The following is a 24,810-nucleotide window of genomic DNA, read 5'->3' as shown; positions in this document are numbered from 1 at the left end:
GCGGGGCCGCGAACACCAGCACCACCTGCGCGTCCGGCCCCTCGGCGTCGATCGCCAGGCCCGGCCGGTGGTTGAGGAACACAGAGGGGGTGAGCACCAGGCCCCGGCCGCCCAGCCGGATGTCCTGGTCCGGCCCGCCGGGGATCTCCAGGACCGGCGCCCGCCAGGTCATCCGGGGGTGCGCGGTGGACAGCAGCAGCTCCACCCCGCCGGCCATCACGATCCGGCCGCGCGCCTCGCACTCGGCCACCAGGTAGGCGTGCAGGTGCTGCCAGAACGGCGCCACGGCCAGCTGCCAGGCCTCCAGCAGACAGGCGTCCACGCCCGCCCCGGGCCGCTGCGGCAGCTCGGCGGCCTCGGACGCGTCGAACGGCCCGGACGGCTCGGGCGGTGCGTCGGGCGCCTCCGCGTACCGCAGCGCCTGCCGGAGCAGCGAGTCCACGTCGTGCTCGGGACGGCTGCGCGGGCGGGGCACCGGCCGCCGGGGGAGGCGCTCGTTCACCTGCTTTCGCCACCGGGCGTACGGCGCGCTCACGCCGCGGTCCAGCAGGTCGCAGGCGAAGGCCGATTCCACGAGCGGGCCCATGGTGCTCTTCAGCCGGGTTCTGGCGAGGTCGGCTGCGGTGAAGTGAATCCTCTGCACGATGAAGGTCCCCGTTTCCGTGTCGATGAGGGAGAAATCGACGTGGCCCGGCCGCCGCCACGCGGGCAGGCCGGGCCCTTCCTCGGATGGATCGGACGTCGCCGCTACGAGGCCCGGGCGGTGGAGGCCTCGCGCAGGCTGCGCGGGCGCATGTCGGTCCAGTTGGCCTCGACGTAGGCCAGCGCCTCCTCGCGCGGCCCCTCGGCCAGGGCCACCGCCCAGCCGTCCGGCCGCTCGGCGAACGCGGGCCACAGCGAGTGCTGGCCCTCGTCGTTCACCAGCACCAGGAAGGTCCCGTCCGCGTCGTCAAAGGGGTTCGACATGTCGCACACTCCATTCCGGGTAGGGCGCGGTGCGGCCCTCGGGTCATCGGCGCACGCGGGACAACCGGGTGGGCCCGCTCCGCACATGCTCCCTCGGCTCGCTGACATGGTGCTGACCGCACCCTGATGGGGTTCCGGCGAGCCCGCCGGAACCCGGGAGGAGCGGTGAACTCTCCTTGGTCACAACGAATATGACACAACGTCCGCTCCGATACCGGCGTTCCGCATCGTTGCGGCCGGCGGCGCGGAGCCCGGCCGGGGGAACCGTTGCGGCCGACGTCCCGGACGGGCGCCCGCACGGACGTGTCCCCGAACGGACGGCCCCCGCACGGACGTGCCCTACCATGGCCCCGTGTTCCTCTTCCGTGACTAGGGCCCCGCGCGGCGACCGCACCCCGGTGGTGCGGTCCTTCGGCGTCCCGGTCCACCGGCGCGCGGCGCGCGCCAGCTCCAGAGGAACCCCTCCATGTCTTCGTCCTACGCGACGGTCCTGCGCACCCCCGGCGCGGTCCGGCTCTTCAGCGCGGCCCTGACCGGCCGCCTCTCCTACGGTGTCGTCCCGCTCTCGCTCCTGCTGGCCGTCACCGCCACGACCGGCTCGTACGCCCGGGCCGGCTGGCTGACGGCGCTGTTCGCCGCCTCCAACGTGCTGCTCTCACCCGCCCGGGCCGGGCTGGTCGACCGCCACGGCCCGCGCCGGACACTGCCGCCGATGGCGGCCGGGTACGCGCTGGTGCTGCTCGGCCTGGCCGCCGCCACCTGGCGCCCCGGCGTCCCGTACCCCGTCCTGCTCGCCCTCGCCGTGGCGGCCGGCGTGCTCGCGCCACCCCTCGGCCCGGTCACCCGGGCGCGGTGGAGCGCCCTGCTGTCCGATCCCGGGCTGCGCCGCCGGGCCTACAGTCTGGACACCGTCGCCGAGGAACTCCTGTACGTCACCGGCCCGTTGCTGGCCGGGGTGATCGCGGCGACGGCCCGCCCGGCGCTCGGACTGGTGCTGGGCGCCGCCCTCGTCCTGACCGGCTCCCTCGCCCTGGCCGCCTCGGTCCGCGCCGTCGGGCCGGACCGCGCCGAGGCCGACTCCGCCGCGACCGGCGGCCGTTCGCGCCCCTGGCGGCCGCCGGCCCGGACCGGCCTGCCGCTCGCCGCGGCCGCCGGGGCCGGGGCCGGACTCGGTGCGTTCGCCCTGCTGACGGTGGTCTTCGCCCGGCGGCACGGGCAGGCGGCCGACGCCGCCTGGGTGGAGGCGGCGCTGGCGGCCGGGAGCGCGACCGGCGGCCTCGCCCTCGGCGCCCTCGACTGGCGGGCCCCGGCCCGGCGGCGGCTCGCCGTCCTCACCGCGGCCTTCGCCGGCGCGCTGGCCCTGACCTCCCTCGCCCCGACGGTCCCGCTCCTCGCGGCCGTCGCCGCCCTGGCCGGCCTCACCGTGGCCCCGACCCTCACCACCGCCTACCTGCTCGCCGACGAACTCGCCGAGCCCGGCCACCGGACGCGCGCCGGCGCCTGGGTCAACACGTGCTTCAACGCGGGCAGTTCGGGCGGCACCGCGCTGGCCGGCCTGCTCGCCGACCACCTGCCGCTGCCCCTCTGCCTCGCCCTCGCCGCCACCCCGGCCCTGGCCGCCCTCAGCACCGCCCGGCCCCGTCCCACCACCCCGCCCGACCGCCTGCCCGCCTGATGCCGGGCCACCGCGCGGGCGGCAGCACCCGCCCGCGCGGCCTCCGGGGCCTGGGCGGCGCATCGGAGTACGGAGCGGCGCTCGAACCCGGCGGTCACGCCCCGCGCGCGATGAGTTCCCGTACGCCGTCCGCGACGGCCTTGCTGGTGCGCCACTTCCGGAGGAGGCGGTCCGCCGCCAGTTCCTCGACGACGGAGGTCAGCCAGGCGTCGTCGCCGAGCCGTTCGACCCGGCCGAGGTCGACGATGTTCCCCAGCAGCTGGTGCAGCAGCGTGATCTCGGGCGCCGGGTACCACCGCCGGTGGTGGACGAACCGGGGGCTCCACAGGTCGTAGGGGTGCCGGACCATGGCGCTCAGGCAGGAGCCGTGGGTGCCGATCGCCTCATGGGGCGCGTGGTGACCGGTCAGGAGTCCGCCGGCCGGTGTGCTGAGGAACCGGCCGCTGGTGACCCCGAGCTTCAGGCTCATCAGGCGCTTCCACGGGACCAGGAAGGGCTCCCGTCCGGTGACGCGGTGCTCGAACCCCTCGGGGAGGACGGCGAGATACGCCTTGCTCTCGTGGTCGCCGATGTACCAGTCGCCGTCGACCCGCACCAGCGGGCCGAGCCCGGGGCCGAGGTCGCGGCCGGCCCCGACGGGCGGCGCGGCGGTACCGGAGGCGGCGGGGCGGTCGGTGTTCATGGCTCTCCTCAGGACGGGCGAGCAGCTGCCCGCCGACCAGACTTCCCGGCACACCCCCCGCGGTCACCATACCGGCGGACAGCGGCCGTTGGGCGGGAGGACGCGCAACGGCCCGGCGGAGACTACCCGACGTCGGACGGCTCCGAGGCGGCCGGGACGGTCTCCAGCGCCGTCATCCGCGGGAGCAGGAACAGCACCGCGACCAGCAGGACCAGCAGCAGCCCGCCGCCGACGAGCAGCGGGGTGCGGATGCTGACGACGGAGGCGATCCAGCCGCTGAGGGCGGCGCCGGCCATGATGCCGAGGCGGCTCAGCAGCATGTAGCAGCTGTTGACCCGGCCGAGCAGTTCCTTCGGTACGGCCTGCTGCCGCAGCGAGATCGCCTGGATGTTCCAGGTGACGATCCCGAAGCCGATCACGCCGTACAGCGCGGCGACTTCGGCCACCGAGGTGCTCAGGCCCATCAGGATCAGCGAGACGCCCATCAGCAGGAAGGCGAGGGCGATCCGGGTGCCCCGGCCGAGCAGCCGGCTGAGCCGGCCGGCCAGGGTGCTGGCGGCGGTGCCGCCGATGGCGCCTGCCGCGAGCACGATGCCGTAGGAGGCGGCGGGTGCGTGGATGACCTTGGTGACCATCAGGACCATCATGGTGGTGCCCATGAAGCAGGCCAGCGCGCCGAGGGTGGAGAGCACGGCGAGCATCCGCACGTCGCGGTGGCGGAGCAGCCAGTCGACGCCCTCGCGGATCTCGGTGAGCACCGGTCGGCGGTCGGCCCGGGTGCTGGGGGCGGTGGAGCGGCCGGTGGCGGCGACCAGGACGGCGGCGAGCGCGAAGGAGACGCCGTCCACGGCGAAGGGGTGGGCGGCGGCGACGGCGAACAGCGCGGAGCCGAGCAGCGGGCCGATCAGGTTGCCGCCGACCAGCATGTTGGCCTGCATCCGGCCGTTGGCGGCGTCGAGTTGGTCGGGGTGGACCAGCTCGGGGACGGCGGAGGTGGCGGCGTTGGAGAAGACCGTCTCGCCGCAGCCGAGCAGGAAGGCCAGGGCGGCGAGCGCGACCAGCGGCGGGTCGGCGAGGAAGACCCAGGCGGCGAAGCCGAGGACGACGACGGCGCGCGCGGCGTCGATGGTCCACATCAGCCGCCGCCGGTCGGCCCGGTCGGCGAGCACCCCGCCGTAGAGGGACATCAGCAGGAAGGGCAGCGAGGCGGAGACGGAGACCACGGAGACCGCGCTGGGGGAGTCGGAGACGGCCACCGCGAGCAGCGGCAGGGCGGAGTCCCGCATGCCGTCGCCGACCGATGAGATCGCCGACGCGGACCACAGCAGGTTGAACTTCCGGCCCAGTTGGGGACGGCTTTTGGACGGCTTCGCGGCCAGGTCTGCTGAGGTCACCGAGGCAGTATGTCATGTCCGCGGAGGGCCGTTCGGGCGGTTTCCGAAGTGCCCGGGGCGTCCCGAACTGTCCGTGTCGGTACGGGTGTCGGGCTCGTCCGGGGGCGTCCGGAGTGTCCGGTGGGTTTCAGGCGGTTTCCGGTGGTTCGTCGACCGGCGGCGGAGGACCGGGTGCGTTCAGCCCAGCCCCGAGACGCCCTTGACGAGGGTGGTCAGCCCGCCCGCCAGGGCCAGGCCCAGCACGACCAGCCGGGCGCGGGCCTCCGGGACCCGGGCGGCGAGCAGCCGGCCGATCGCCGCGCCGCCCGCGAGCGCGGTGGCCACCAGCCACCAGGCGGTCCCGGACAGCGCGGGCAGCCCCTTGCCCGCCAGGGAGAAGGCGTTCACCGCCACGCCGTAGAACTGGGCGTTGGGCAGGAACTCGCGCGCCGTCCAGCCGGTGTTGACGGCGTACAGGGAGACGGCCGGACCGCCCACCCCGGCGGCCGAGTTCATGAACCCGCTGGTGGCGCCCGCGACCAGGGCGCCGCCGACCCCGCGCAGCGCGGCCGCCCGGACCCCGCGCAGCACCAGCAGCGAGGCCAGGGTGACCAGCGCGCCGATGCCGACGAGCAGTCCGGGCGTCGGAACCGTCGCCGCGACCCAGACCCCGGCCGGCACCGTGCAGGCCGCGGCGAGGATCAGCGGCAGCATCGCCGCCAGCCGTACCTGCCGCCAGCTGCCCAGCAGGCCGACGGCGCTGATGGCCCCGGCGGCGAGGTTCGACAGCGTGACGCCGTCGCCCGGCCCGAGCAGCAGCACCAGGACGGGCGCCGCGACCAGGGCGAAGCCGATCCCGGCGAGCCGCTGGACGGAGGCGCCCAGCAGGACGGTGCAGCCCAGTACGAGGTCGGTGGTCAAGCCGTCGGGCATCGGGCGCGGCCTCCCTCTCGGCGGGCTCCGCCGTCGGCGGGCGGTGCGTACCGATCATGCCGCACAGGCGGGTCGGGCGTGCCGTCGGTCTCATCGGGGACGCCCCGGAGATGTGGTCGGGAAGTATGCGAACTAGTGAGGCCGTGTCCGAACTCGATGCGATTTCCCGGCGCTTTCCGTCACCCGCGCCGGTGAATGTGCGATGAGGGCGGGACGTGGACGACCGGTGGCCGCTGTCCTGGGGGTCCTGTCCGGATCGGGCCTGCGCCCGTCGGTGAGGGGAGACGGAACCTTGAAGAGGACGAGAAGACGGACGCGCCGGGCCGCGCTGACGGCGGCCTTCGCCGTCGTGCTGGCCGGCGGAGGACTCGTGGCGGCCCCTCAGGCCTCCGCGCAGGGCGGTGTCGGGGCGGTGACGGTCCGGGTGGTCCGGGCGGTGGACGCCACCGGTGTGTGGACGCCCGCGCTGGAGCCGGGGATCGCGGGCGTGACGGTGACGCTCACGGATGACGCGGGCACCAGGACCGCGGGCACCACGGGCACCGACGGCACGGTGACGCTGGCCCCGGCCGCGAGCTCGGCGACCGACGGCAAGTACCGCGTCCGGGTGGTGAATCCGAAGCCGGGCACGCTCTTCCCGGCCTTCGCCTCGCGCCAGGGGCTGGACGGCGCGCCGAACCAGTTGAGCTCCAACGAGGAGTTCGTCGACCTCTCCGACGGCCGGAACGTCGCGTACACCACCGGGTTCTGGTACCCGGGCGACTACTGCCAGAAGAACGCCCCGCTGGTGACGACCTGTCAGAACACCACCTGGCAGGGCGGGGAGCAGCGCACGCTGGTGTCGTTCCCGTACGGCGCACGCGGCCAGGACGGCGTGGATGTCAACGTCACCGGCATCGCCACCGACGCGCAGACGGGCACGCTGTTCGGCATCGCGTGGAACAAGGCCGACCGGCGGGTGTTCTCCTCGGCGGCGGCCAAGCGCACCACCGACTACGGTCCGGGCGGCGCCGGCGGGATCTACGTGACGGACCCGGCGCGGAAGACCACCACGCTGTTCGCCACCGTCCCGGACGCCGGCGGCACGGCGCACGCGCCGGGGTCGGACGACGCGTTCCTGGCCGTGCCGGGCAAGGAGAGCCTCGGCGGGCTCAAGGTCACCGAGGACGGCCGGGACCTGTTCGTCGTCAACCTCAACTCCCGTGCGCTGTACCGCTACGACGCCACCGCGGCGACGGCCGCGGCGCCGACGGCCGTCTACCCGGTCCCGGACCCGGGCTGCCCCTCGGCCGGGGACTGGCGGCCGTTCGGCCTGGGCCTCCAGGATGGCGTCGGCTACCTGGGCGGCGTCTGCTCGGGCGAGTCGACGGGCCGGGCCTCGGACCTGCGGGCGGTCGTGCTGCCCTTCGACCCCGCCACCGGGCTGTTCCAACCGGCCGTCCTGGACCAGCCGTTGGACTACCCGCGGCAGTCGACCGTGGGCAGCGGCCCGTGCGACGGCGCGGGCTGGTTCCCGTGGACGGACACCTACCCGACCTCGCAGAACGGCCAGGCCTGCTCCGGCTACCGGGCCCAGCCGGAACCGGAGTTGGCCGAGGTCGGCTTCGAGACGGACGGCTCGATGCTGCTGGCCTTCCGCGACCGCCTGGCCGACCGGGCGACGGGCCAGTCGGCCTCGGGTGCCGCGGTCGGCGAGGTGCTGTCGGGCGGTGACCTGGACAAGGCCTGCGCGGAGAACGGCACGTACGTGCTGGACACCGACAACGGGTGCGGGCTCTCGCCCCGGGGCACCCGCTTCTTCGACACCAGCCGGTTCGGCGTCCACCACAACGCGGACTACGCCGGGATGGCGCTGTCCAGGGTCGAGAGCACCATCGGGATCTCCGGGTACGACCCGAACAACACGGCCTTCGGCTACGGGACGGCCTTCGTCCAGCGGGCGGACGGCCGGCAGGCCCCGGGGACCGGCCTGCGGCTCAACCCGGCGGACGTGCCCGCGCCGTTCGGCAAGGGCGCCTCGATGGGCGACCTGGAGGTGCTCTGCGACCGGGCGCCGCTGCAGATCGGCAACCGGGTCTGGTACGACCCCGGGCGCACGGGCATCCAGCGGCCGGGCGGGCGCCCGGTCCCCGGTGTGACGGTGCACCTGTACGACGGGGCGGGCGCGTTGGTCGGCACGACGAGGACCTCGGCGCGCGGCGAGTACTACTTCGACGACTCGAACGTCACCGGCGGCCTCGCGCCGCGCACCCGGTACACCCTCCGGCTGGACGAGCCGGCCGACTACGCCGAGGGCGGCCCGCTGTACGAGTGGGCGCCCACCCGGCACGACGTCGGCGACGACCCGTTCGTCAACTCCAAGGGCGTCGTCCCGAGGGGCGGGAAGTACGCCGAACGGGAGCTGACCACCGGCGGACCGGGCGAGAACGACCACACCCTCGACTTCGGCTTCCGGCCGACGAGGGGCGTGCTGACCCTGGTCAAGGTGGACCAGGACGGCAGGCCGCTGGCCGGGGCGACGTTCCAGCTCTGGCGGGTCAGCGGCGGACCGGGGTGGCCGGGGTGGCTCGGCTGGCCGGGCCCCGGCCGCGAGCGCGGGGACACGCCGGTCGGCGAGCCCTGCACGACCGGGACCGACGGCGTCTGCCGGGGCCGCGGCGGGCCGGGGACGTACTACTGGGTGGAGCTGAGGCCGCCCGAGGGCTACGCGGCGGACCGGACGGTCTTCGGGCCGCTGGTGCTCACCTGCGACAACCTCGGCGACGGGATCACGGTGACGGTGGTCAACCGGCTGATCCCCGGCCCCTGGCTGCCGCACGACCGGTGACCGGCGCCGGGCGGGCCCGCGGGGAGCAGAGTCCGCGGGCCCGCCCGGCGCGGCCGGTTCAGTGCTTCGGGACGGCGTCCGCGGACTCCGGCAGCGGGTAGGCGCCGGGGTCGACCGGCCCCGGGAGGTCGGTCGCCGGGCGGCCGGGCGCGGTCGGGTCCGGCAGCGAGGGCTGCGCGGGCGGGACGGGCACCTGGCTGAACGGGATGCCGGGCGGTGCCTGGACGGGGCTGGTCCGGCCGAAGGGCGGGGCGCTCTGGCCCTGGGCGGCGCAGCCCGCCAGCGTCTCCAGGCCGTCCGGGCTCTGGACGGCCGGCTGGTTGCCGGTGAAGCAGTTGCCCGGGTCGACGGAGGCCAACACCAGGTCGGTGCCGTTGCCGGTGGCCCGGTTGCCCTCGACCCGGTTGCCGCTCGCCGGGTGCCCGGGCGGGTCGGTGATGACGATGCCGGCCGCGCGGTTGCCCTGGACCAGGTTGCGCTGCACCTGGTTCGCCGTGCCGCCGCCGATCCCGATCCCGATCCCGTAGGCGCCGTCGGCCTGTTGGGGGGTGTCGGTGGCGTTGTTGTCGGTGACGACATTGCCCACGATCACCGCGCCGTGCTGCGGGGCGAGGGCTTCGAGGTCGTTGGAGTTGACGGTGACGCCGACCCGGTTCCCGGTGACCCGGTTGCCGACCACGGTGAGCCCGTCGGAGGCGTTGGTGATCTCGATGCCGACGGCGTTGCGCTCGACGGTGTTGCCCCGCACCAGGGTGTCGCAGGGCTTGCACTGGCCGACGTAGATGCCGGAGTCGGCGCCCCCGGAGGCGTACGAGTCCTCGATGACGCCGCCGCGGGCGTCGAAAGCGTAGATCCCGTACAGGCCGTTGTTGTAGGCGGTGACACTGCTGGCGCGGAAGCCCTCGACCACCGGGAAGCGCACGGTGTCCAGCGGGTTGTAGGCGGAGCCGCCGGCGCCGTGCTGCTGGAGCTTCTCGTCGGTGACGCCGGTGAACAGCACGCCGTTGGCGAGGTAGCCGTGGACGGTGAGGTTCTCCACCACCGAGCCGGGGCCGGAGGCGGTGATGCCGTTGACCAGCCGCAGGCCGCCGTCCAGCACCACGGTGTTGCGGTCGGTGCCGCGCAGCACGATCCGGGGCTTGGCGAGGCGCACGCTCTCCCGGTAGGTGCCCGGGTCGACCAGCACGGTGTCCCCCTCGCGGGCGACGTCCACGGCCTGCTGGATGGTCGGGAAGTGCTGCGGGACGCGGATGACCGTGCCGTCCGGGTGCTTGGCGTCGGAGGAGGACGAGCCGCCCGAGGAACAGCCGGCCAGCGCCAGGACGGCGGCGGCGAGCAGGGCGGGCAGGCGCCTGGCGACGCGGGCCCCGGGTGGGGGTGTCGTGCCGGACCGCGGGTGACGTGTGGTCAAAAGTTGCATACGGCGTGTTCTATCGTCTCCAATGTCGCCCATGCATGCCGAAACCGGAAAGGCGCAGGACCAGCCACCGACCGCGCGGGGCGCCGGGGTGGATCGAAGGGGGCTGCTCGCGGGCGGGGCGGTGGTGGCCGCCGGGCTCGGCGCGGGGGTCACGGCACTGGCCATGGGCACCGGCGGCGTCCGGGGGCACGGCCGCGGCGCCCGACCGGCGGCGGCACCGGAGCCACCGGCTATCCCCTTCCACGGCGAACGGCAGGCCGGGGTGACGACCGCGCAGCAGCCGGCCACCCAGCTGCTGGCCCTCGACCTGGCGCCCGCCGCGACCTCGGACGGACGGGCCGCCCTGCGCGGCCTGCTCGGCGAGCTGACCCGGGTGCTGGCCGGGGCGACCGGCGGCAGCCCGGCGGACGCCCGGCTGCAGGGCGGCCAACCGGCCCGGCTCAGCAGCCTGGTGGGCGTCGGCCCGGGCCTCGCCGCCCGGCTGGGGCTGAACGTTCCGCCGGCCCTGCTGACCGAGCTGCCCGCCTTCCCCGGGGACCGGCTCGACCCGGCGCGCGGCGGCGGCGACCTGGTGGTCCAGCTGTGCGCGGCCGACCGCTGGCCGCTGTCCGTGGTCGCCGAACAGGTCGACGCGGTGGCCCGGGCGGCGGGCGCGACCGCGCGGTGGACGCAGTCCGGCTTCCTGGCCCGGACGGCCGGCGGCGCCACCCCGCGCAACCTGTTCGGCTTCAAGGACGGCACGGCCAACCCGGACGGAAGCGAGAGCGGGCAGTGGGTCTGGGGCCCGCCGGGGCCGTACGAGCACGGGACGGTGCTGGTCTACCGCCGGATCCGGATGGACACCGCCGCCTTCGCCGCCCTCCCGGGGGTCCAGCAGGAGCAGGTGATGGGCCGCCGGGTCGGCGACGGCGCCCCGCTCACCGGCACGGCCGAGCACGACGAGCCGGACATCTACGCCAAGAACCCGGACGGCTCGTACCTCATCCCGGCCACCGCGCACGTCCGCCTCTCCAGCCCCCGGCTGGACGGCGGCGCCCGGATGCTGCGGCGCGGCTACAACTACGACGACGGCCCGGGCGACCGCGGCCTGCTGTTCTGCGCCTTCATGCGCGACCCGGCCCAGTTCACCCGCGTCCAGAACCGCCTGGCGGCGCGCGACGCCCTCAACACCTTCATCGAGCACACCGCCTCGGCGGTGGCCTACGTCCTGCCGGGCGCGCCGGAGGGCGGGACGCTGGGGGAGGGGTTGTTCGGGTGAGCCGGGGGCGGTGGTCGGCCGCCCCGCCCGACGGCTGAGGCCGGGCGGGCGACCGCCGGTGCCGGCTACCGGCCTACCACCGGCTCCCGGTCGACCTACCAGTCGACCGGGAGGCGGGCCGGGCTCCGGGTGGTGCCGCCGAGCTGCCAGGCGAGGTCCGCTACCGGGGTGGTGAGGCGCAGGCCCGGCAGGGCGGTGGCGAGCCGGTGCAGGGACTCCCGCATCTCCAGCCGGACCCGCCAGGCGCCGATGCAGTAGTGCGGGCCGGAGCTGAAGGCGAGGGTCGGGGCGGGGAGCGGGAGGCCCAGGTCGGCGTCGAGGCCCTCGGGGTAGACGGCCGGGTCGCGGTTGGCGCTGCCGAGGCTGACGGCGACGACCGAGCCGGTCGGGATGGTCACGTCGCCGACCTCGACCGGCGCGGTGGTGCGGCGGATGGTGGCCTCGTCGTCGCCGAGCGGGATGTAGTGCAGCAGCCGTTCGGCGGTGCGCTCGGCGGTGTCCGGGTCGGCGAGGCGCGGCCAGTGCTCGGGGCGTTCGCCGAGCACGTAGACCAGGGCGTTGGCGAGGGCGCCGGCGACGCTCTCGTTGCCGCTGGCGGTGAGCCCGGCGACCAGGAAGACGAGGGACTCCTCGGGGACGCCGCCGTCCTGGTCGGCGGCCCGGACCAGCCGGCTGACCAGGTCGTCGCCCGGCTCGCGGCGCCGGCGGGCGACCAACTCGCCCATGAAGGAGCCGAATTCGGCGAGGGTGGCGTCGTGGTCGGCCCCGTCCCGGTCTTCGGTTCCCTTGCCCGGCTCGCCGTCCTGTTCGCTGCCCTGTTCGCCGCCCTGGTCCTCGCCCTGGGCGAGCAGGGCGCGGGTCCAGCGCCGCAGCCGCTCCTCGTCCAGGTGGTCCGGCCCGTCCCCGTCGAGCCCCATCAGCCGGGTGGTGACGGCGAACGGCACCGGCCGGGCGAACGCGGGGACCAGGTCGGCCGTCGGGCCGGCGGCGACCAGCCGGTCCACGGACTGCTGGACGGCGGCGGCGACCCACGGCTGCCAGCCGGCGATGGCGCGCGGGGTGAAGGCCCGTTGGGCGGTGCCGCGCAGCCGGCGGTGGGCGGGCCCGTCCTGGTTGAACAGGGACGCCGGGTTGGCGGCCACGTCGGCGGTGGCGCCCGCGGTGCCGACGTCATGCAGGTCGGCCCGGGTGACCCGGGGGTCGCCGAGGACCTGCCGGACGTCGTGGTAGCGGGTGATCAGCCACGCGGGGGTGCCGTCCGGGAGGGTGGTGGGGTGGGGCGGCTGGGCGGGGGTGGTGGGGAGCCGGTGGAGTGGGGGGAGGGTGGTCCCGGTGTCGGCTGCGGCGGAGTCCATGGGTCCCTTCGCGGGGTTCGGAGGTCCGGCTGGTCGAGGGGAGTCAGAGCATCCAATTGTCATATGTTCATGAGGAATTGGGCGCTTGCGGAGCTTCTCCCCTTACGTCCCGATGGTATGCCCTCGGTGCCCCCAGCCGGGTGCCGGATCGACGGGCAGCAGCGGCCGGAGCGCGCCCAGCACGGCGCCGATGCAGGCGTCCCGCAGCTCGGTGCGGGTGCAGCTCTCCTCGGTCAGCCAGTCGATGACCAGCACCCGGACGAACACCAGCCAGCTGCGCAGGACCTGCGACACCGCCGGTCGCGCCCGCCCGTCCGCGAGCGGGAGGACGCCGAGCAGTCGGCCGCGCAGGGCGTCGAGCTCCTCGGTGATGATGGTCTGGATCACCTGGTCCCCGGCTAGCACGCGGTTGGCCGCGAGCACGGCGTGCCGGTTGGCGATGAAGTAGTCGAGGTGGGCGTCCATGCCCTCGACCAGCTGCTCGACCAGGGTGTCGCCCGGGTCGAACCGGCTCCTGGCGAGCAGGTCGGCGGAGGCCTCCCGGTAGACGGCGGCGAAGAGTTCGTGCTTGCTCGCGAAGTGCCGGTAGAGCAGGGCGCGGGAGACCCCGGCCCGCTCGGCGACCTCCTCCATCAGCACCCCCTCGTACGGCCGTTCGGCGAACAGCCGGGCACCGACGGAGAGCAGCTGGGCGCGTCGCTCGGCGGGGGAGAGCCGGCGGCGCCGTTCGTGGACTGGCATGCGGGCCAGGCTACTTGACACGTGTCTACTTGCCGGCGCTAGCGTGGTGGGCAACGTAGTAGACACGTGTCAACCAGACCTCTGTGAGGGGTGGACGGGCCATGGCCAAGGCGTTGCGGGTGCTCGCGTGGACGATGGGGATCGCCTGCGTGGCGATCGGCTTCCTCCACATCCTGCTGGGGAACTCCGCGATGCCCGGGATCGCGGACGCGGGCCCGACGGTCGGCAGCTTCGGCCGCTTCATGGGCGCGGTCTTCGCCGGGTACGGGGCGGCCTGGATCCACGCCGCCCGGCAGGCGCCGGTGCCCGCCCGGCCGGTGCGGTGGCTGGCCGCGGTCCTCCTGCTGGGCGGCCTCGCGCGGGTGCTGTCGCTCGTCGCGGACGGCCGTCCGCACTGGTTCCAGCTGGTGCTGATGGGTATCGAACTCGGGCTCGCACCCGTGTACTTGTGGCTCGCCGACGCGGACGAGCGGGCGCACGCGGAGCGGCGGTCCTGAGCTCCCCCGGTTCCATCATCGGGGGCCGGTCGTCAGCGGAGGCTATGCTGCCCCTGCGATCGAACGTACGTCCGCGAGGAGGGTCCGGAGCATGAGCGGCACCGTGGTGGCGGTCAGCAGCAACGCCGAGTACTCGTTCACCAAGCCGAACCGGGATGGCATCACGCTGCTCGCCGGTCTGGGCGTCGAAGGGGACGTGCACGCCGGGGTGACGGTCCGGCACCGGTCCCGGGTCGCCCAGGACCCGACCCAGCCCAACCTGCGCCAGGTCCACCTGATCCACCGCGAACTGCTCACCGAACTCGGCGAGTCGGGCTTCGATGTCACGCCGGGCGCCCTCGGCGAGAACATCACCACCGAGGGCGTCGACCTGCTCGGCCTGCCGGTCGGCGCGGTGCTGCGGATCGGCTCGGAGGCCGAGGTGGAGATCACCGGCCTGCGCAACCCGTGCGCCCAGATCGACGCCTACCGGCCCGGCCTGCTCAAGCAGGTCGTCGGCCGTGCCGAGGACGGCACGATCGTGCGCCGCGCCGGCATCATGGGCGTCGTCCGCACCGGCGGCCCGGTCCGGCCCGGCGACGCCGTCGCGGTCGAGCTGCCGGACGGCCCGCACCGCCCGCTCGACCGGGTCTGACCCCGCGGGCCTCAGGACGCGTCGCCGTCCCCGTTTCCATCGACGCGGCGCAGGTCGTAGAGGTACGACCGGCCGGCCTTCCAACTGCGCCACGGCCCGGTCGGCGGGAGCTCCCGGTACCGGTCCTCGCCCAGCAGCGGACCGGAGTTGGGAACGCCCTCGGCGTCGACGACGCACCAGCCCCGCTCCGGCGTCCACCGGCACCACAGGTCCAGGTCCCGCCGCTTGTAGGACGGGCGGCCGTTGGCGGTGCCGTTCAGGTCGAAGCGGTAGACCAGGTCGTCCAGGCGGCGGACGAACTCGATCGCGGACACGGCTGATCCCCTCCTGGAATGCTCCGGCGAGATACCCCCACCCCGTAAAGGTGACGGCTTCCGGGGGCCGTCGGAGGAGCCGTCACCGCTGGAACGAGGTCAGGACCTGACCAGGCGGGCGATGGCCTGGTTGGCCTCGCGGATCTTGGTGCCCGCCTCCTGGCCGCCCTCGGCGATGGCGTCCCGGACACAGCATTCGATGTGCTCTTCGAGGAGTTGGAGGGCGAAGGACTGGAGGGCGCGGCTGGCGGCGGACACCTGGGTGAGGACGTCGATGCAGTAGGTGTCCTCCTCGACCATGCGCTGGAGGCCACGGATCTGGCCCTCGATGCGGCGGAGCCGCTTGCGGAAGTCGTCCTTGTGCGAGCTGTAGCCGGCCATGGCCGTCTCCGGTTCCTGTGCGGTGAGGCGTGCGCTCACTCTACCGGGGGCGTGCCGAGGGGGAGTCGGCCCGGACGGGCGGGGTGGCGCCCTCCCGTCCGGTCCGACGTCGGAGGCTCAGGCCTCCACGCGGCCGACCAGCTCGTAGCCGGCCTCGTCGACGGCGGCGGCCACGTCGGAGTCGGCGAGCGGCAGGGTGCTGCCGACGGTGACCCGGCCGGTGGCGAGGTCCACGGCGACCTCCTCGACGCCGTCGAGCTTCTTCAACTCGGCGGTCACCGAGGAGACGCAGTGGCCGCAGGTCATGCCCTTCACCTGGAAGACCGAGGTCCGGCCGGACTCGGCGGCCGGGGCCGCGCCGGCGCCGGTGCCGCACGAGCCGCAGCAGGAGGTGGCCTCGGTGGCGGCGGACTCGACGGTGACGGTGGTCTCGCTCATGGGTGTGCTCCTGTCGTGGTGCCCGGCGCCGGCCGGACTGCCCGGGCGGCTGCTTCCTTTCGAACATACCATACCCCCCTAGGGTAATTGCTAGAGCTGCCGGAGCACCTTCCGCCGCCCGGACGGGGCCGTCAACGACCGGCTGTGACAGTCCTGTTGCGGGTGCCGGGGCAGGGTGGAGGAGCTCCCCCGCATCCCCGGACGACCGACCCCACCACCTGAGGTGAACCCATGGACCACACCACCCGGCGCACCCCGCGCGGCCTGCGCGACATCCTCGCGGCCGGCGAACGGACCTACTCCTTCGAGTTCTTTCCCGCCAAGGACGAGGCCGGCGAACGCGCCCTGTGGGCGGCGATCCGGCGGGTGGAGGCGGTCGCACCGACCTTCGTCTCGGTCACCTACGGCGCCGGCGGCTCCTCGCGCGACCGCACCATCGGCACCACCGAACTGATCGCCGCCCAGACCACCCTGCGCCCGGTGGCCCACCTCACCGCCGTCGGCCACTCCACCGCCGAACTCCAGGCCGTCCTACGGCGCTACGCCGACGTCGGCATCCGCGACGTCCTCGCCCTGCGCGGCGACCCGCCGGGCAACCCCAACGGCCGCTGGGAGCCCCACCCGCAGGGCCTGCGCTACGCGGCCGAACTCGTCCGACTCGTCAAGGAGTGCGGCGCGTTCACCGTCGGCGTCGCCGCCTTCCCCGAGCGCCACCCGCGCTCGGCGGACTGGGACGACGACATCCGGAACTTCGTCGCCAAGTGCCGGGCCGGCGCCGACTACGCCGTCACCCAGATGTTCTTCGACGTCGAGCACTACCTGCGGCTGCGCGACCGGCTGGCCGCGGCCGGCTGCGCGACCCCGGTCATCCCCGAGATCATGCCCGCCACCGACGTACGCCAGATCAGCCGCTTCGCCGAACTCAGCGGCGCCTCCTTCCCCGCCGGACTGGCCCGACAGCTGGAGGCGGCCCGCGGCGACCGGGCGACCGCCCACCGCATCGGCGTCGACCACGCCACCAGGATGGCCGAACGCCTCCTCCACGAGGGCGCGCCCGGCCTCCACTACATCACCCTGAACCGCTCCACCGCCGCCCTGGAGATCCACCGCAACCTCGCCCTCACCACCCCGACCCCCCGCCCCCTGACCCCCACCGCAGCCTGACCCCTGCGGTGAACGGCGAAGCCGAACCAGTCCGCCGCCGGCCTCCTCGGGTGAGGAGGCCGACGCCGGACAGGCCCGTCGGTGGCCGCGCCTACAGGAGCAGGGTGTTGAAGGACCGGCCCGGCCGGTCGAGGTTGTGGCCCCAGTGGCGGCCGGCGGTGTCGAGGATCCTGAGCAGGGTGGCACGGTCCTCGGGGTGCTCCCGCAGCATCAGCGCCGACCGCTCGATGACGAGCAGGTAGTGGTCGGCGGGCGCCCAGGCCAGGTCGCGCAGGCAGTCCGCGAGGGCGTCCCAGTTCCAGCCGAAGTAGGCCGGGAGGCGGAGGTGGATGCTCAGCTGCTCGAAGAGCCGCTGCTCGTCGCCGAGTTCGGCGCCGTCGAGGCGGGCGACGAAGGTGGTGCCGGAGGGCGGCAGGAGGTCGGGTCCGGAGGGCCGGGTGTCCGCTCCGAGGTGGTGGACCCAGGGGGCCTCGCCGGTCCAGTACACGGTCATGTCCGTCCGATTCGACAGCAGGTTCAGCGGGTGAGCGGGACAGGGCGACGGTAGGGCTTCAGTGCTTGGGGTGCAGGACGGCCTCGGCGAGTTCCCGTACGCGGTCCATGGTGATGCCCGTGCGTTGTTCGACCGCGAGCGGGTGGTCGGTCGGCTCCAGTTCGATGAAGGGGCGCTCGCCCACGGGACGCGTGTGGACCATGGTCTTCAGGTTGATCGTCGACGGAGAGTACGGGAGCAGGTCGGTCGACAACCAGCCGAAGTACGCGGGCTCCGACTCGCGGCCGGGGGTCTCCCACAGCTCGCTCGCCCGCTCGAAGTTCTTCTCGCTGAGCGAGACCCACACGCCCCAGGAGAAGACGTCGTCCCGGCCGATGACGGGCAGCTCGATCAGTCCTCGCACGAAGAAGGCTTCGCCCTGGATCACGCACTGGTCGGACGAGAGGAGGCAGTCCCGCACCTGTTCCATGTCCGGCTGCCAGTAGGCGGGCGCAGGGCTGGAGAAGTTCATGGGTGTCTCTGCGTGACGTTCGCCGCAGCAGGTGCAGGTGAATCCAAGATCGGCCGACATGCGGCAGAGACTACAGATCCGCTCCCACGCGGTGGTGGCCGGACCCGGGAGTGGTCCGACCACCAACGAGGCGTGTGCGATCAGGCCCGTGCGAGCCGGTGCCGACCTACGGTTCCCGGCAGGCGGTCAGGCGTCGGCTGTGGGCCGGGGTCAGTGTCCTGTTGCACGGAACCTCGGCAGTCTCACCGAAGCCCGAGCACTGGCTGTGCCACAGGCCGGAGGGCGCCTCGCTAGGAACGGAGTCCATCATTCGCGCGTTCCGTAGCAGCCGCCGACTCGGCGAGTGCACGGACGACGAGCAATGCCGTCCCCTCGTCGTGGATCCCTGTCGATTCCCTCTGCTCCACGATCATTTCCGCTGCCATGTGCGCCGTGGCATGCGCCAGCGAGTACTCGCCCAGGACCAGATCCCGCCCGATGATCCCGATGACAGCGTCGAGAGCGGGGACGACGTCGTACAGGTTCCTTCCATCCGCCCACACGGCTTCTCGGGCCCTCGGATCCTCACTCATGAACGAGATCTTCTCAAGGACCGCGGGGCCGACCGACTGTGGGTCGGCAGGCGCGCGAACCCTGTCCACCGACTCCACCGTGGCCAGAGGCGTGAGCGAACCGGCTCGGCCGGGATCCCGGCCGAGCCGATCTCGGATCCGGTAGGCACAACAGGGCCCTGCCCTGCGCGCTTGACCTCCGACGAGACGCGGTGTGATCCGTCAGGCTTCGGTGAGGATCGTTCAGGGTTCGTCGCAACGGGACGGTCAGCGGGTGCGGTAGGCCTCGGTGATGGTCTGGTCGAGGGTGTTGCCGTCGGTGTCGGTCAGTTCGGCGCGCAGGGAGACGGCGGTGCCGGCCGGGGGGTTGTGGACGGTGACGGCGCCGGCCTCGACGGGGAGGCAGGTCCAGGAGGCGCCGCCGTCGGTGGAGGAGGAGACGGTGAGCGAGCGGACGCGGCCGTCCGCGGCGGCGCCCTGCACGGTGACCGGGATGCGCAGCGCGCTGCCGGCCGTCGCGGTGCCGGTCGGGTCGAGCTCGGGGGTGAACCGTACGACGCTGACCGGGAGCGCGGTCGGGGCGGCGGTGGTGGCGGAGGCGAAGGTCCAGGACGCGGTCACCCGGGTGGTCGCGCCGGCCGCGGCCTTGCGGGTCACGGTGGTAGCCAGGCGGTAGCCCGCCGTGCCCGGGGTGACGGTGAACTCGCCGCGCCCGGCCGCGTCGGAGGCGGCGCCGACCAGCACCCCGTCGCGGTACAGCGAGGTGTAGGCGGTGTCGAACGACGGGGTCCACGGCACGTGGCCGTCGCCGTCGGCGAGCAGCGGGACGTCCGCGGTGATCCGGTCGCCGTCGCGGGAGACGGCGGGGCGGTCGGTGAGCGCGGGGCCGAAGACCGGTCCGTCGAAGGTCCGGGTGGTCGTGGCCCCGGCCCGTACGGCGACGCGGTCTTCGGTGTAGTAGGTCGGCCGGCTGCCGTCGGCGCGGGGGACGGTGACGCCGATGTCCCAGGTGCCGCGTTCGGGTGCGACGTGGAAGGTGGCGGTGCCCGGTGTGGTGACGCTCCGGGATTCGCCGATGCTCGCTCCGTCGCTGGGCTGGAGGCTGACGAGCGCGGTCCCGGCGCCGCCCGGTCCGGCGGCGCCGCGGATGTTCACGGTGGCCAGCTCCTGCGCGGAGTAGTGCTTGCTGAGCCCGGTCAGCGCGCGGGTGCCGGTGGAGGTCCGGCCGAGCAGGTAGCCGCCGGTGTCGGTGTCCCAGTTGACGTCGAACCACTGCTTGACCGCCCCGGCCTCGGTCTGCGGCCCGAGGTGGGCGACGCGCAGGTTCGGCGACCCGTTGGCGACGTTGACGGTCCTGGTGGCACCCTCGTGTGTGACCTCGACGAACATCCCGCTGTGCCGGAAGCGCGCGGACCCGTCCGGGGGCCGGACGTCGACGAGGGCGGTGGTCCGCGCGTCGACGGTGACGGTGGTGTCGTGGTCGAGGTCGAGGCGCGGCTGGACGATCCAGTCCGTCCAGATCGTCCCGCCCGGCTCCAGGCCCGAGGCCAGGTTGCTGTCCAGCACGTACCGGCCCTTGGGCAGCCGCACGGTGGTGACGCCGGAGGGGGCGTCCAGCCGGACCGAGGTGTCGGCGCCGGGGCCGGAGATCCCGGTGACGCTGGTCCGGTACGGCGCGGTCGGGTGGCCGGCGCGGTCCAGGTGCCGGACGGTGAGGGTGTACGTCTCCGGCTCGGCGGCGAAGGCCGGGCCGCCGAGGGCGGGAGTCGAGGCGCCGGCCAGGGCGACGGCGACGGCCAGGGCCCGGAGGGCGTTCCGGCGGGGAACGGAGCGGGGAGCGGAAGCAGTGGTCATGTCCTGTACTGCTCGGAGGGGCACCGGAGTTCCTGTGAGCCGGGCCACACACCAGTGATGGCTGTGACGCACGTCACCGGAACCCGGGTGTCGGAGCGGGCAGGGCAGAGTGTGGAAGCACTCATGAGAACGCGTCTGCGCCGCGGCGACCCCGACGTCCTGGGCGAGCTCTACGACGAGCACGCCCAGGTGCTGTACCGCTACGCCCTGCGCGTGACGGGCGACTGGGCGGAGGCCGAGGACGTCGTCTCGACGACCTTCCTGGAGGCGTGGCGGGGCCGGGAGCGGCTGCACCCCGACGGCGACGGCCTGCGCCCGTGGCTGCTGGGGATCGCGACCAACGTCATGCGCCGCAACGCCCGCGCCCGGCGGCGCCGCGACCTCGCGCTCGCCCGGATCCCGGAGCGCGGCGCCGTCCCGGACTTCTCCGACGACCTGGTCGCGCACCTCGCGGACGTCGAGGAGCTGCGGGCCGCGCGCCGGGCGCTCGCCCGGCTCCGGCGCCGCGACCGGGAGGTCTTCACGCTGGTGGTCTGGGCCGGACTGGACTACGAGAGCGCGGCCGAGGCGCTCGGCACGCCGGTCGGGACCGTCCGCTCGCGGCTGTCCCGGGCGCGGGCCCGGCTGCGCGAACTCACCGAGGCCGAGGCCAGGGCGGAGGCGAAAGTGAAGGCGAAGGCCGAAGCCAGGGCCCGCGCCGCCGCCCCCGCCCTGCCCGTACCGGGCCGCCTCCCCGCGCTCCGGCCGTCGACCCAGGAGAGCCACGGATGAACGCCACCCCACGGCGCGCCGCGCAGCGCCCGGCGTCCGAGGAGTCGGAGCGCCGCGAACTCGCCGGGCTGCTGCCCCCGCCGGCGGTGCCCGGCCTGGACGCGGATCGCCGACTGCTGCTGAGGGAGGCACTGTTGCGCCAGGCCGCCGAGCCGGAGGGCCGCCCCGCTCCGCGAGCCCCGCTCCGGCGTCCGGCCGGGCGCCTGCTCCGGCGCCCGGCCAGGCGTTCGGCCCGGTTCCGGATCGCGGTGCCTGCGCTCGCCTGCGCCCTGGCGGTGGTCGGCGTCGTGGCGGTGGACCTCGGGGGCGCGGGGACGCCCGGGCGCGACCACGCGGCGGTGGCGGGAGGCGGTCCGACCGGCGGCTCCGAAGCCGTACGGCTGCTCGACCGCATCGCCCTCGCCGCCGCCGGATCGGAGCAACCGGCGGTCCGCGCCGACCAGTTCGTCTACATCGAGAGCAGGGTCGCCTACGCGGCGCAGAGCGCGGGCGGCGGCCCCGTGACGATGGCGCCCGCGCACACCCGGCAGGTGTGGCTGTCCGCCGACGGCAGCCGCCCCGGCCTGCTGCGCGAGGAGGGCGGGCCGGACAGCCGGCTCGGCGAGGACGGGCCGGTCCTCCACCTCGACCAGCCGGGGGCGACGGCCCGGCCCGAGGCGCCCGGCGGGGGAGGCGGCCCGTCGGTCGGCGAACCGACCCACGCCTTCGTCGCCGCGCTGCCCACCGACCCGGACGCCCTGCTGCGGCTGGTCAGGGACCAGACCCGGGGCCAGGGCCAGGACCCGGACCAGCGGGCGTTCACGGCGATCGGCGACCTGCTGGCCGAGACCTGGGCGCCGCCGCAGGTCGGCGCCGCGCTCTACCGGGCGGCCGAGCGGATCCCCGGGGTCACGGTGGTCGCCTCGGCCGTCGACGCCGCCGGGCGCGAGGGCGTCGCCGTGGCCCGTACGGCGTACGGGCGGCAGACGCAGTGGGTCTTCGACCGGAGCACGTACGCGTTCCTCGGCGAGCGCACGGTCCTCGCCGAGGACGGCGAGGTGGGCCCGGCCGGGACGGTGGTCGGCACCTCCGCGGTCCTCGCCCGGGCCGCCGCCGACCGCGTCGGTGAACTCCCGCCGCCAGTCCGGTAGTCCGGTGCCGGCCCACCCCGCCGGGTTCCTCCACGAGGGCCCCCGGTGCGGTGGGCGCGGCCCGGCCGAGGGCCGCTCGCGGGTGAGGCGGCCGAGGGCGGCGGTCAGAACGTCACGACGATCTTCCCGGCCAGGCCGCCCTCGCGGAACCGCTCGTGCGCGGCCCGGATCTCCTGGAGCCCGTACGTGGCGTGCACCCGCGGCCGCAGGGCGCCGGCGTCGACGAGCCGGGCCAACTCGGCCAGCCCGGCGCCGTCCTCGCGCACCTGGTGGACGGTGGTGCGCACGCCCCGGGCGGAGAGGTCGGGGACGGGGCCGGCCTGGGTGGCGATCGAGGCGTAGCGGCCGCCGTCCGCGACCGCGTCGGTGACGAAGGCCCCGAAGGTGTCGAAGACCGCGTGGTAGCCGCCGCCCCGGAAGGCGGCGGGGTCGGTGGAGACGAGCCCCGCGCCGTGCTCGCGGGCGAAGCCGGCCTGGGTGTCCCGGGAGACCAGGGCGTCGACCTCGACGCCCCGCGCCCGGGCTATCTGCAGGGCGAGCCCGCCGACCGCGCCGGCGGCACCGGCGATCAGCAGCCGCTCGCCGGCGGACACCGCCAGCCAGTCCAGCGTCTGCAGGGCCGTCAGCCCGGGCAGCGGCAGCGTGGCGGCCTCGACCAGGCTGACCGCCCGCGGCGCGACGGCCACCGCCTCCGCGGGGAGGGCGACCAGGTCGGCCCAGGTGCCGCGGGTGGTGCCGAGCTGGTGGGACATGGCGATGACCCGTTCCCCCGCCTCCAGCGGGCTGTCACCGCCGTCGACCACGACGCCGGCCAGCTCCCAGCCGAGCGTCGTCGGCAGCGGGGGAGCGCCCTCGCCGATGGCCCCCTCCCGGGTCTTGTCGTCGACGGGATTGATGCCGCTCGCGACGGTCCGGACCAGCACCTCCCCGGGCCCGGGCACGGGCCGGGGGGTCTCGACGAGGTCGAGGACCTCGGGGGTGCCGAAACGGTCGATCTGGATGGCGCGCACGGAGGGCCTTTCACGAGGCGGGTGCTGACGCCTGGTGAAACCCCGCCGGTGGACGCCGGATTCCCCGCCCTCGCGGGCGCCGGGCCCTGTTCCCCGCCGCCCCGGCTCCGTTGACTAAACCCTACCCCCCTAGGGTATGTTCTCGGTCGTCCTCACCGGGGTCGTCGACCGGCACATCCACCGTGCCCGTCCTGCGAGTTGACGATCCCCGGCGATCGCCGCGAGGCACCGCCCCCGGCCGATACCCCTCACAGACAGGGAGCAAGAGATGGCAACCGACAGCACCGGGCCCGACCCCCGGAGGTGGCGCGCACTGGCGCTGATCGCCGCCGCGCAGTTCGTGGTGATCATGGACACCTCGATCATCGGGGTGGCCCTGCCCAGGATGAAGGACGCCCTCGGCTTCGGCCAGGAGGACCTGTCCTGGGTGTTCAACGCGTACGTGGTCGCCTTCGGCGGCCTGCTCCTGCTCGGCGGACGGCTCTCCGACCTGCTCGGCGCCCGCCGCCTGTTCAGCGCCGGCTGGGCGGTCCTCGGCGCGGGCTCACTGCTCGCCGGCCTCGCCGGGAACGTGCCCACCGAGCTGGCCGGCCGCGGCGTCCAGGGCCTCGGCGCCGCCCTCATCGCCCCCTCGGCGCTCACCCTGCTGATGACGCTCTTCGGCGGGAACCCGAAGGAACTGACCAAGGCCTTCGCCCTGTACGGCGCGGCGGCCCCGGCCGGCGGCACCGCGGGCGTCTTCCTCGGCGGCCTGATCACCCAGTACGTCAGCTGGCCCTGGGTGTTCTACATCAACATCCCGGTGGCCGCGGTCGCGCTGCTCGCCACTCCCGCGCTGATGCCCTCCGCGCCCCGGCGCCGCGGCGGCATCGACCTCGTCGGCGCGCTCACCGTCACCGCCGGACTGGCCGCCGCCGTGTACGCCGTCGTCCGCGCCCCGGAAGCGGGTTGGGCCTCCGCGTCGACCCTGCTGACCCTGGCCGGCGCGGCCCTGCTGCTGGCCGCCTTCCCGGTCGTCCAGGGCAGGCGCCGCGAGCCGCTGATGCGGCTGGGCATCTTCCGGGTGCCGAACCTCGGCGCCGCCAACCTCGCCCAGTTCCTGCTGGCCGCGGCCTGGGTGCCGATGTGGTTCTTCCTGAACCTCTACCTCCAGCAGGTCCTCCACCTCGGCGCCTTCGCCAGCGGCGCTGCCCTGCTGCCGATGACCGTCGCCATCATGGGCATCATGATCACCCTGGCGCCCCGACTGATCGCCCGCTTCGGCCCCAAGGCGCTGGTCGTCACCGGCATGCTCGCCCTCGGCGCCGGCCTGGCCGGGCTCTCGCAGGCCCGCCCGGACGGCAACTTCTGGACCGACGTGCTGCCCGCCTCCCTGCTCGCCGCGACCGGCATGGCGCTCGCCTTCATCCCCTCCCTCGGCACCGCGATCTCCAGCGCGCCCCCGGAGGACGGCGGCCTCGCCTCCGGCATCGTCAACACCGGCTACCAGGTGGGCTCGGCGCTCGGCCTGGCCGCGATGACCGCACTGGCCGGCGCCCGGACCCCGGACGCCACGGTCCAGGGTCTGACCTCGGGCTTCTCCGCGGCCTTCCTCGGCGCCGCGGCGATCGCGGTGGCCGGAGGCCTGCTCGCGGCGGCCACCCTGCGCACCCCGCGCCCCGGGCGCGCGGACGCCGCCGGGACGAAGTCCGCGACGGCCGCGTGAGGCCGCCCACCACCCCGCCCGCCCCGCCGGGGGCCGCGTCCACCCCACCGGCCCCCCCCCCCCGCCCACCCCCCCCCACCCTCCGTACCGCAGCAGAACAACCCCCACACAACACACAACAAGGGAA

Annotated in this window: 24 protein-coding genes and 1 pseudogene; 9 read left to right on the top strand and 16 right to left on the bottom strand. The window is 74.7% G+C overall.

From position 1 onward, the window contains the following. Together ACWDCZ_RS30935 and ACWDCZ_RS30930 are read right to left on the bottom strand one after the other, a co-directional pair. Positions 1-643, bottom strand: a pseudogene (locus tag ACWDCZ_RS30935) (ArsR family transcriptional regulator); the annotation flags it as partial. Between the two features lie 104 nt (positions 644-747). Beyond that, on the bottom strand, positions 748-966 hold the full coding sequence (locus ACWDCZ_RS30930; protein ID WP_049652169.1) for an MbtH family protein: 219 nt from the start codon (positions 964-966) through the stop codon (positions 748-750). A gap of 466 nt (positions 967-1,432) precedes the next feature. Here ACWDCZ_RS30930 and ACWDCZ_RS30925 point away from each other — a divergent pair, with 466 nt between their 5' ends. Beyond that, entirely contained in the window at positions 1,433-2,641 is a 1,209-nt protein-coding gene (locus ACWDCZ_RS30925; protein ID WP_449817557.1) for an MFS transporter, read from the top strand. Positions 2,642-2,735: 94 nt separating this feature from the next. Here the strand turns inward: ACWDCZ_RS30925 and ACWDCZ_RS30920 are convergent, their stop codons facing one another. The 3 genes from ACWDCZ_RS30920 to ACWDCZ_RS30910 all read right to left on the bottom strand — a co-directional run bounded on the left by ACWDCZ_RS30920 (position 2,736) and on the right by ACWDCZ_RS30910 (position 5,629). Then, a complete protein-coding gene (locus ACWDCZ_RS30920; protein WP_449817556.1) occupies positions 2,736-3,323 on the bottom strand; it encodes a hypothetical protein in 588 nt (195 codons plus the stop codon). A gap of 122 nt (positions 3,324-3,445) precedes the next feature. Beyond that, positions 3,446-4,717 (bottom strand): MFS transporter, encoded by a 1,272-nt coding sequence (locus tag ACWDCZ_RS30915; protein WP_449817555.1) that lies wholly within the window; start codon positions 4,715-4,717, stop codon positions 3,446-3,448. Positions 4,718-4,894: 177 nt separating this feature from the next. Then, positions 4,895-5,629, bottom strand: a complete 735-nt coding sequence (locus ACWDCZ_RS30910; RefSeq protein ID WP_449817554.1) for a sulfite exporter TauE/SafE family protein — start codon at positions 5,627-5,629, stop codon at positions 4,895-4,897. Positions 5,630-5,921: 292 nt separating this feature from the next. Here ACWDCZ_RS30910 and ACWDCZ_RS30905 point away from each other — a divergent pair, with 292 nt between their 5' ends. Further along, entirely contained in the window at positions 5,922-8,456 is a 2,535-nt protein-coding gene (locus ACWDCZ_RS30905; protein WP_449817553.1) for an SdrD B-like domain-containing protein, read from the top strand. Positions 8,457-8,514: 58 nt separating this feature from the next. On the opposite strand, the gene ACWDCZ_RS30900 is transcribed toward ACWDCZ_RS30905, so the two are convergent. Next, positions 8,515-9,867 carry a right-handed parallel beta-helix repeat-containing protein gene (locus ACWDCZ_RS30900; RefSeq protein WP_449817552.1) on the bottom strand — a complete coding sequence of 451 codons (1,353 nt, stop codon included), beginning with the start codon at positions 9,865-9,867 and terminating at the stop codon, positions 8,515-8,517. A gap of 40 nt (positions 9,868-9,907) precedes the next feature. Between ACWDCZ_RS30900 and ACWDCZ_RS30895 the strand changes: the two genes are divergently transcribed. Beyond that, positions 9,908-11,134: a Dyp-type peroxidase gene (locus ACWDCZ_RS30895; protein WP_449817551.1), complete on the top strand. Its 1,227-nt coding sequence runs from the start codon at positions 9,908-9,910 to the stop codon at positions 11,132-11,134. Between the two features lie 95 nt (positions 11,135-11,229). Here ACWDCZ_RS30895 and ACWDCZ_RS30890 read toward each other — a convergent pair whose 3' ends face one another. Then, positions 11,230-12,489, bottom strand: a complete 1,260-nt coding sequence (locus ACWDCZ_RS30890; protein ID WP_449817550.1) for a cytochrome P450 — start codon at positions 12,487-12,489, stop codon at positions 11,230-11,232. 102 nt (positions 12,490-12,591) lie between these two features. Further along, positions 12,592-13,230, bottom strand: coding sequence for a TetR/AcrR family transcriptional regulator (locus ACWDCZ_RS30885; RefSeq protein WP_449817549.1), 639 nt, complete (start codon positions 13,228-13,230; stop codon positions 12,592-12,594). Positions 13,231-13,331: 101 nt separating this feature from the next. Between ACWDCZ_RS30885 and ACWDCZ_RS30880 the strand changes: the two genes are divergently transcribed. Continuing rightward, positions 13,332-13,727: a DUF4345 domain-containing protein gene (locus ACWDCZ_RS30880; RefSeq protein WP_449817548.1), complete on the top strand. Its 396-nt coding sequence runs from the start codon at positions 13,332-13,334 to the stop codon at positions 13,725-13,727. 91 nt (positions 13,728-13,818) lie between these two features. After that, positions 13,819-14,361: an MOSC domain-containing protein gene (locus ACWDCZ_RS30875; RefSeq protein WP_375875562.1), complete on the top strand. Its 543-nt coding sequence runs from the start codon at positions 13,819-13,821 to the stop codon at positions 14,359-14,361. A gap of 11 nt (positions 14,362-14,372) precedes the next feature. Here ACWDCZ_RS30875 and ACWDCZ_RS30870 read toward each other — a convergent pair whose 3' ends face one another. The 3 genes from ACWDCZ_RS30870 to ACWDCZ_RS30860 all read right to left on the bottom strand — a co-directional run bounded on the left by ACWDCZ_RS30870 (position 14,373) and on the right by ACWDCZ_RS30860 (position 15,494). After that, the gene (locus ACWDCZ_RS30870) at positions 14,373-14,675 is read right to left on the bottom strand and encodes a hypothetical protein (protein ID WP_449817547.1); all 303 of its coding nucleotides are present in this window, start codon (positions 14,673-14,675) and stop codon (positions 14,373-14,375) included. Positions 14,676-14,774: 99 nt separating this feature from the next. Then, positions 14,775-15,095: a metal-sensitive transcriptional regulator gene (locus ACWDCZ_RS30865; RefSeq protein WP_369808334.1), complete on the bottom strand. Its 321-nt coding sequence runs from the start codon at positions 15,093-15,095 to the stop codon at positions 14,775-14,777. Between the two features lie 78 nt (positions 15,096-15,173). Beyond that, positions 15,174-15,494, bottom strand: a complete 321-nt coding sequence (locus ACWDCZ_RS30860; RefSeq protein ID WP_449817546.1) for a heavy-metal-associated domain-containing protein — start codon at positions 15,492-15,494, stop codon at positions 15,174-15,176. Positions 15,495-15,725: 231 nt separating this feature from the next. Here ACWDCZ_RS30860 and metF point away from each other — a divergent pair, with 231 nt between their 5' ends. After that, positions 15,726-16,658, top strand: a complete 933-nt coding sequence (gene metF, locus ACWDCZ_RS30855) for a methylenetetrahydrofolate reductase [NAD(P)H] (protein WP_449817545.1) — start codon at positions 15,726-15,728, stop codon at positions 16,656-16,658. A 91-nt stretch (positions 16,659-16,749) separates the two neighbouring features. On the opposite strand, the gene ACWDCZ_RS30850 is transcribed toward metF, so the two are convergent. From ACWDCZ_RS30850 to ACWDCZ_RS30835, 4 genes are all read right to left on the bottom strand, one after another. Then, complete coding sequence (locus tag ACWDCZ_RS30850) at positions 16,750-17,151, bottom strand: barstar family protein (protein WP_449817544.1); 402 nt, start codon at positions 17,149-17,151, stop codon at positions 16,750-16,752. Positions 17,152-17,209: 58 nt separating this feature from the next. Next, positions 17,210-17,662 (bottom strand): DUF2199 domain-containing protein, encoded by a 453-nt coding sequence (locus ACWDCZ_RS30845; RefSeq protein ID WP_241852876.1) that lies wholly within the window; start codon positions 17,660-17,662, stop codon positions 17,210-17,212. A 290-nt stretch (positions 17,663-17,952) separates the two neighbouring features. Beyond that, positions 17,953-18,303 (bottom strand): hypothetical protein, encoded by a 351-nt coding sequence (locus tag ACWDCZ_RS30840; protein ID WP_449817543.1) that lies wholly within the window; start codon positions 18,301-18,303, stop codon positions 17,953-17,955. Between the two features lie 177 nt (positions 18,304-18,480). Continuing rightward, positions 18,481-20,067: a serine protease gene (locus ACWDCZ_RS30835; RefSeq protein ID WP_449817542.1), complete on the bottom strand. Its 1,587-nt coding sequence runs from the start codon at positions 20,065-20,067 to the stop codon at positions 18,481-18,483. A 123-nt stretch (positions 20,068-20,190) separates the two neighbouring features. Between ACWDCZ_RS30835 and ACWDCZ_RS30830 the strand changes: the two genes are divergently transcribed. Both ACWDCZ_RS30830 and ACWDCZ_RS30825 read left to right on the top strand, forming a co-directional pair. Next, positions 20,191-20,838 carry an RNA polymerase sigma factor gene (locus ACWDCZ_RS30830; protein ID WP_449817541.1) on the top strand — a complete coding sequence of 216 codons (648 nt, stop codon included), beginning with the start codon at positions 20,191-20,193 and terminating at the stop codon, positions 20,836-20,838. Continuing rightward, positions 20,835-21,968: a CU044_5270 family protein gene (locus ACWDCZ_RS30825; RefSeq protein WP_449817540.1), complete on the top strand. Its 1,134-nt coding sequence runs from the start codon at positions 20,835-20,837 to the stop codon at positions 21,966-21,968. The genes ACWDCZ_RS30830 and ACWDCZ_RS30825 overlap by 4 nt, the downstream gene beginning before the upstream one ends. 104 nt (positions 21,969-22,072) lie before the next feature. Here ACWDCZ_RS30825 and ACWDCZ_RS30820 read toward each other — a convergent pair whose 3' ends face one another. Then, positions 22,073-22,978 (bottom strand): NADP-dependent oxidoreductase, encoded by a 906-nt coding sequence (locus ACWDCZ_RS30820; protein ID WP_449817539.1) that lies wholly within the window; start codon positions 22,976-22,978, stop codon positions 22,073-22,075. A 268-nt stretch (positions 22,979-23,246) separates the two neighbouring features. Between ACWDCZ_RS30820 and ACWDCZ_RS30815 the strand changes: the two genes are divergently transcribed. Continuing rightward, the gene (locus ACWDCZ_RS30815; protein WP_449817538.1) at positions 23,247-24,683 is read left to right on the top strand and encodes an MFS transporter; all 1,437 of its coding nucleotides are present in this window, start codon (positions 23,247-23,249) and stop codon (positions 24,681-24,683) included. Positions 24,684-24,810 lie beyond the last annotated feature (127 nt).

Source organism: Kitasatospora sp. NPDC001225, from assembly GCF_053597855.1.
This window is presented reverse-complemented; position numbering and strand designations above follow the sequence as displayed.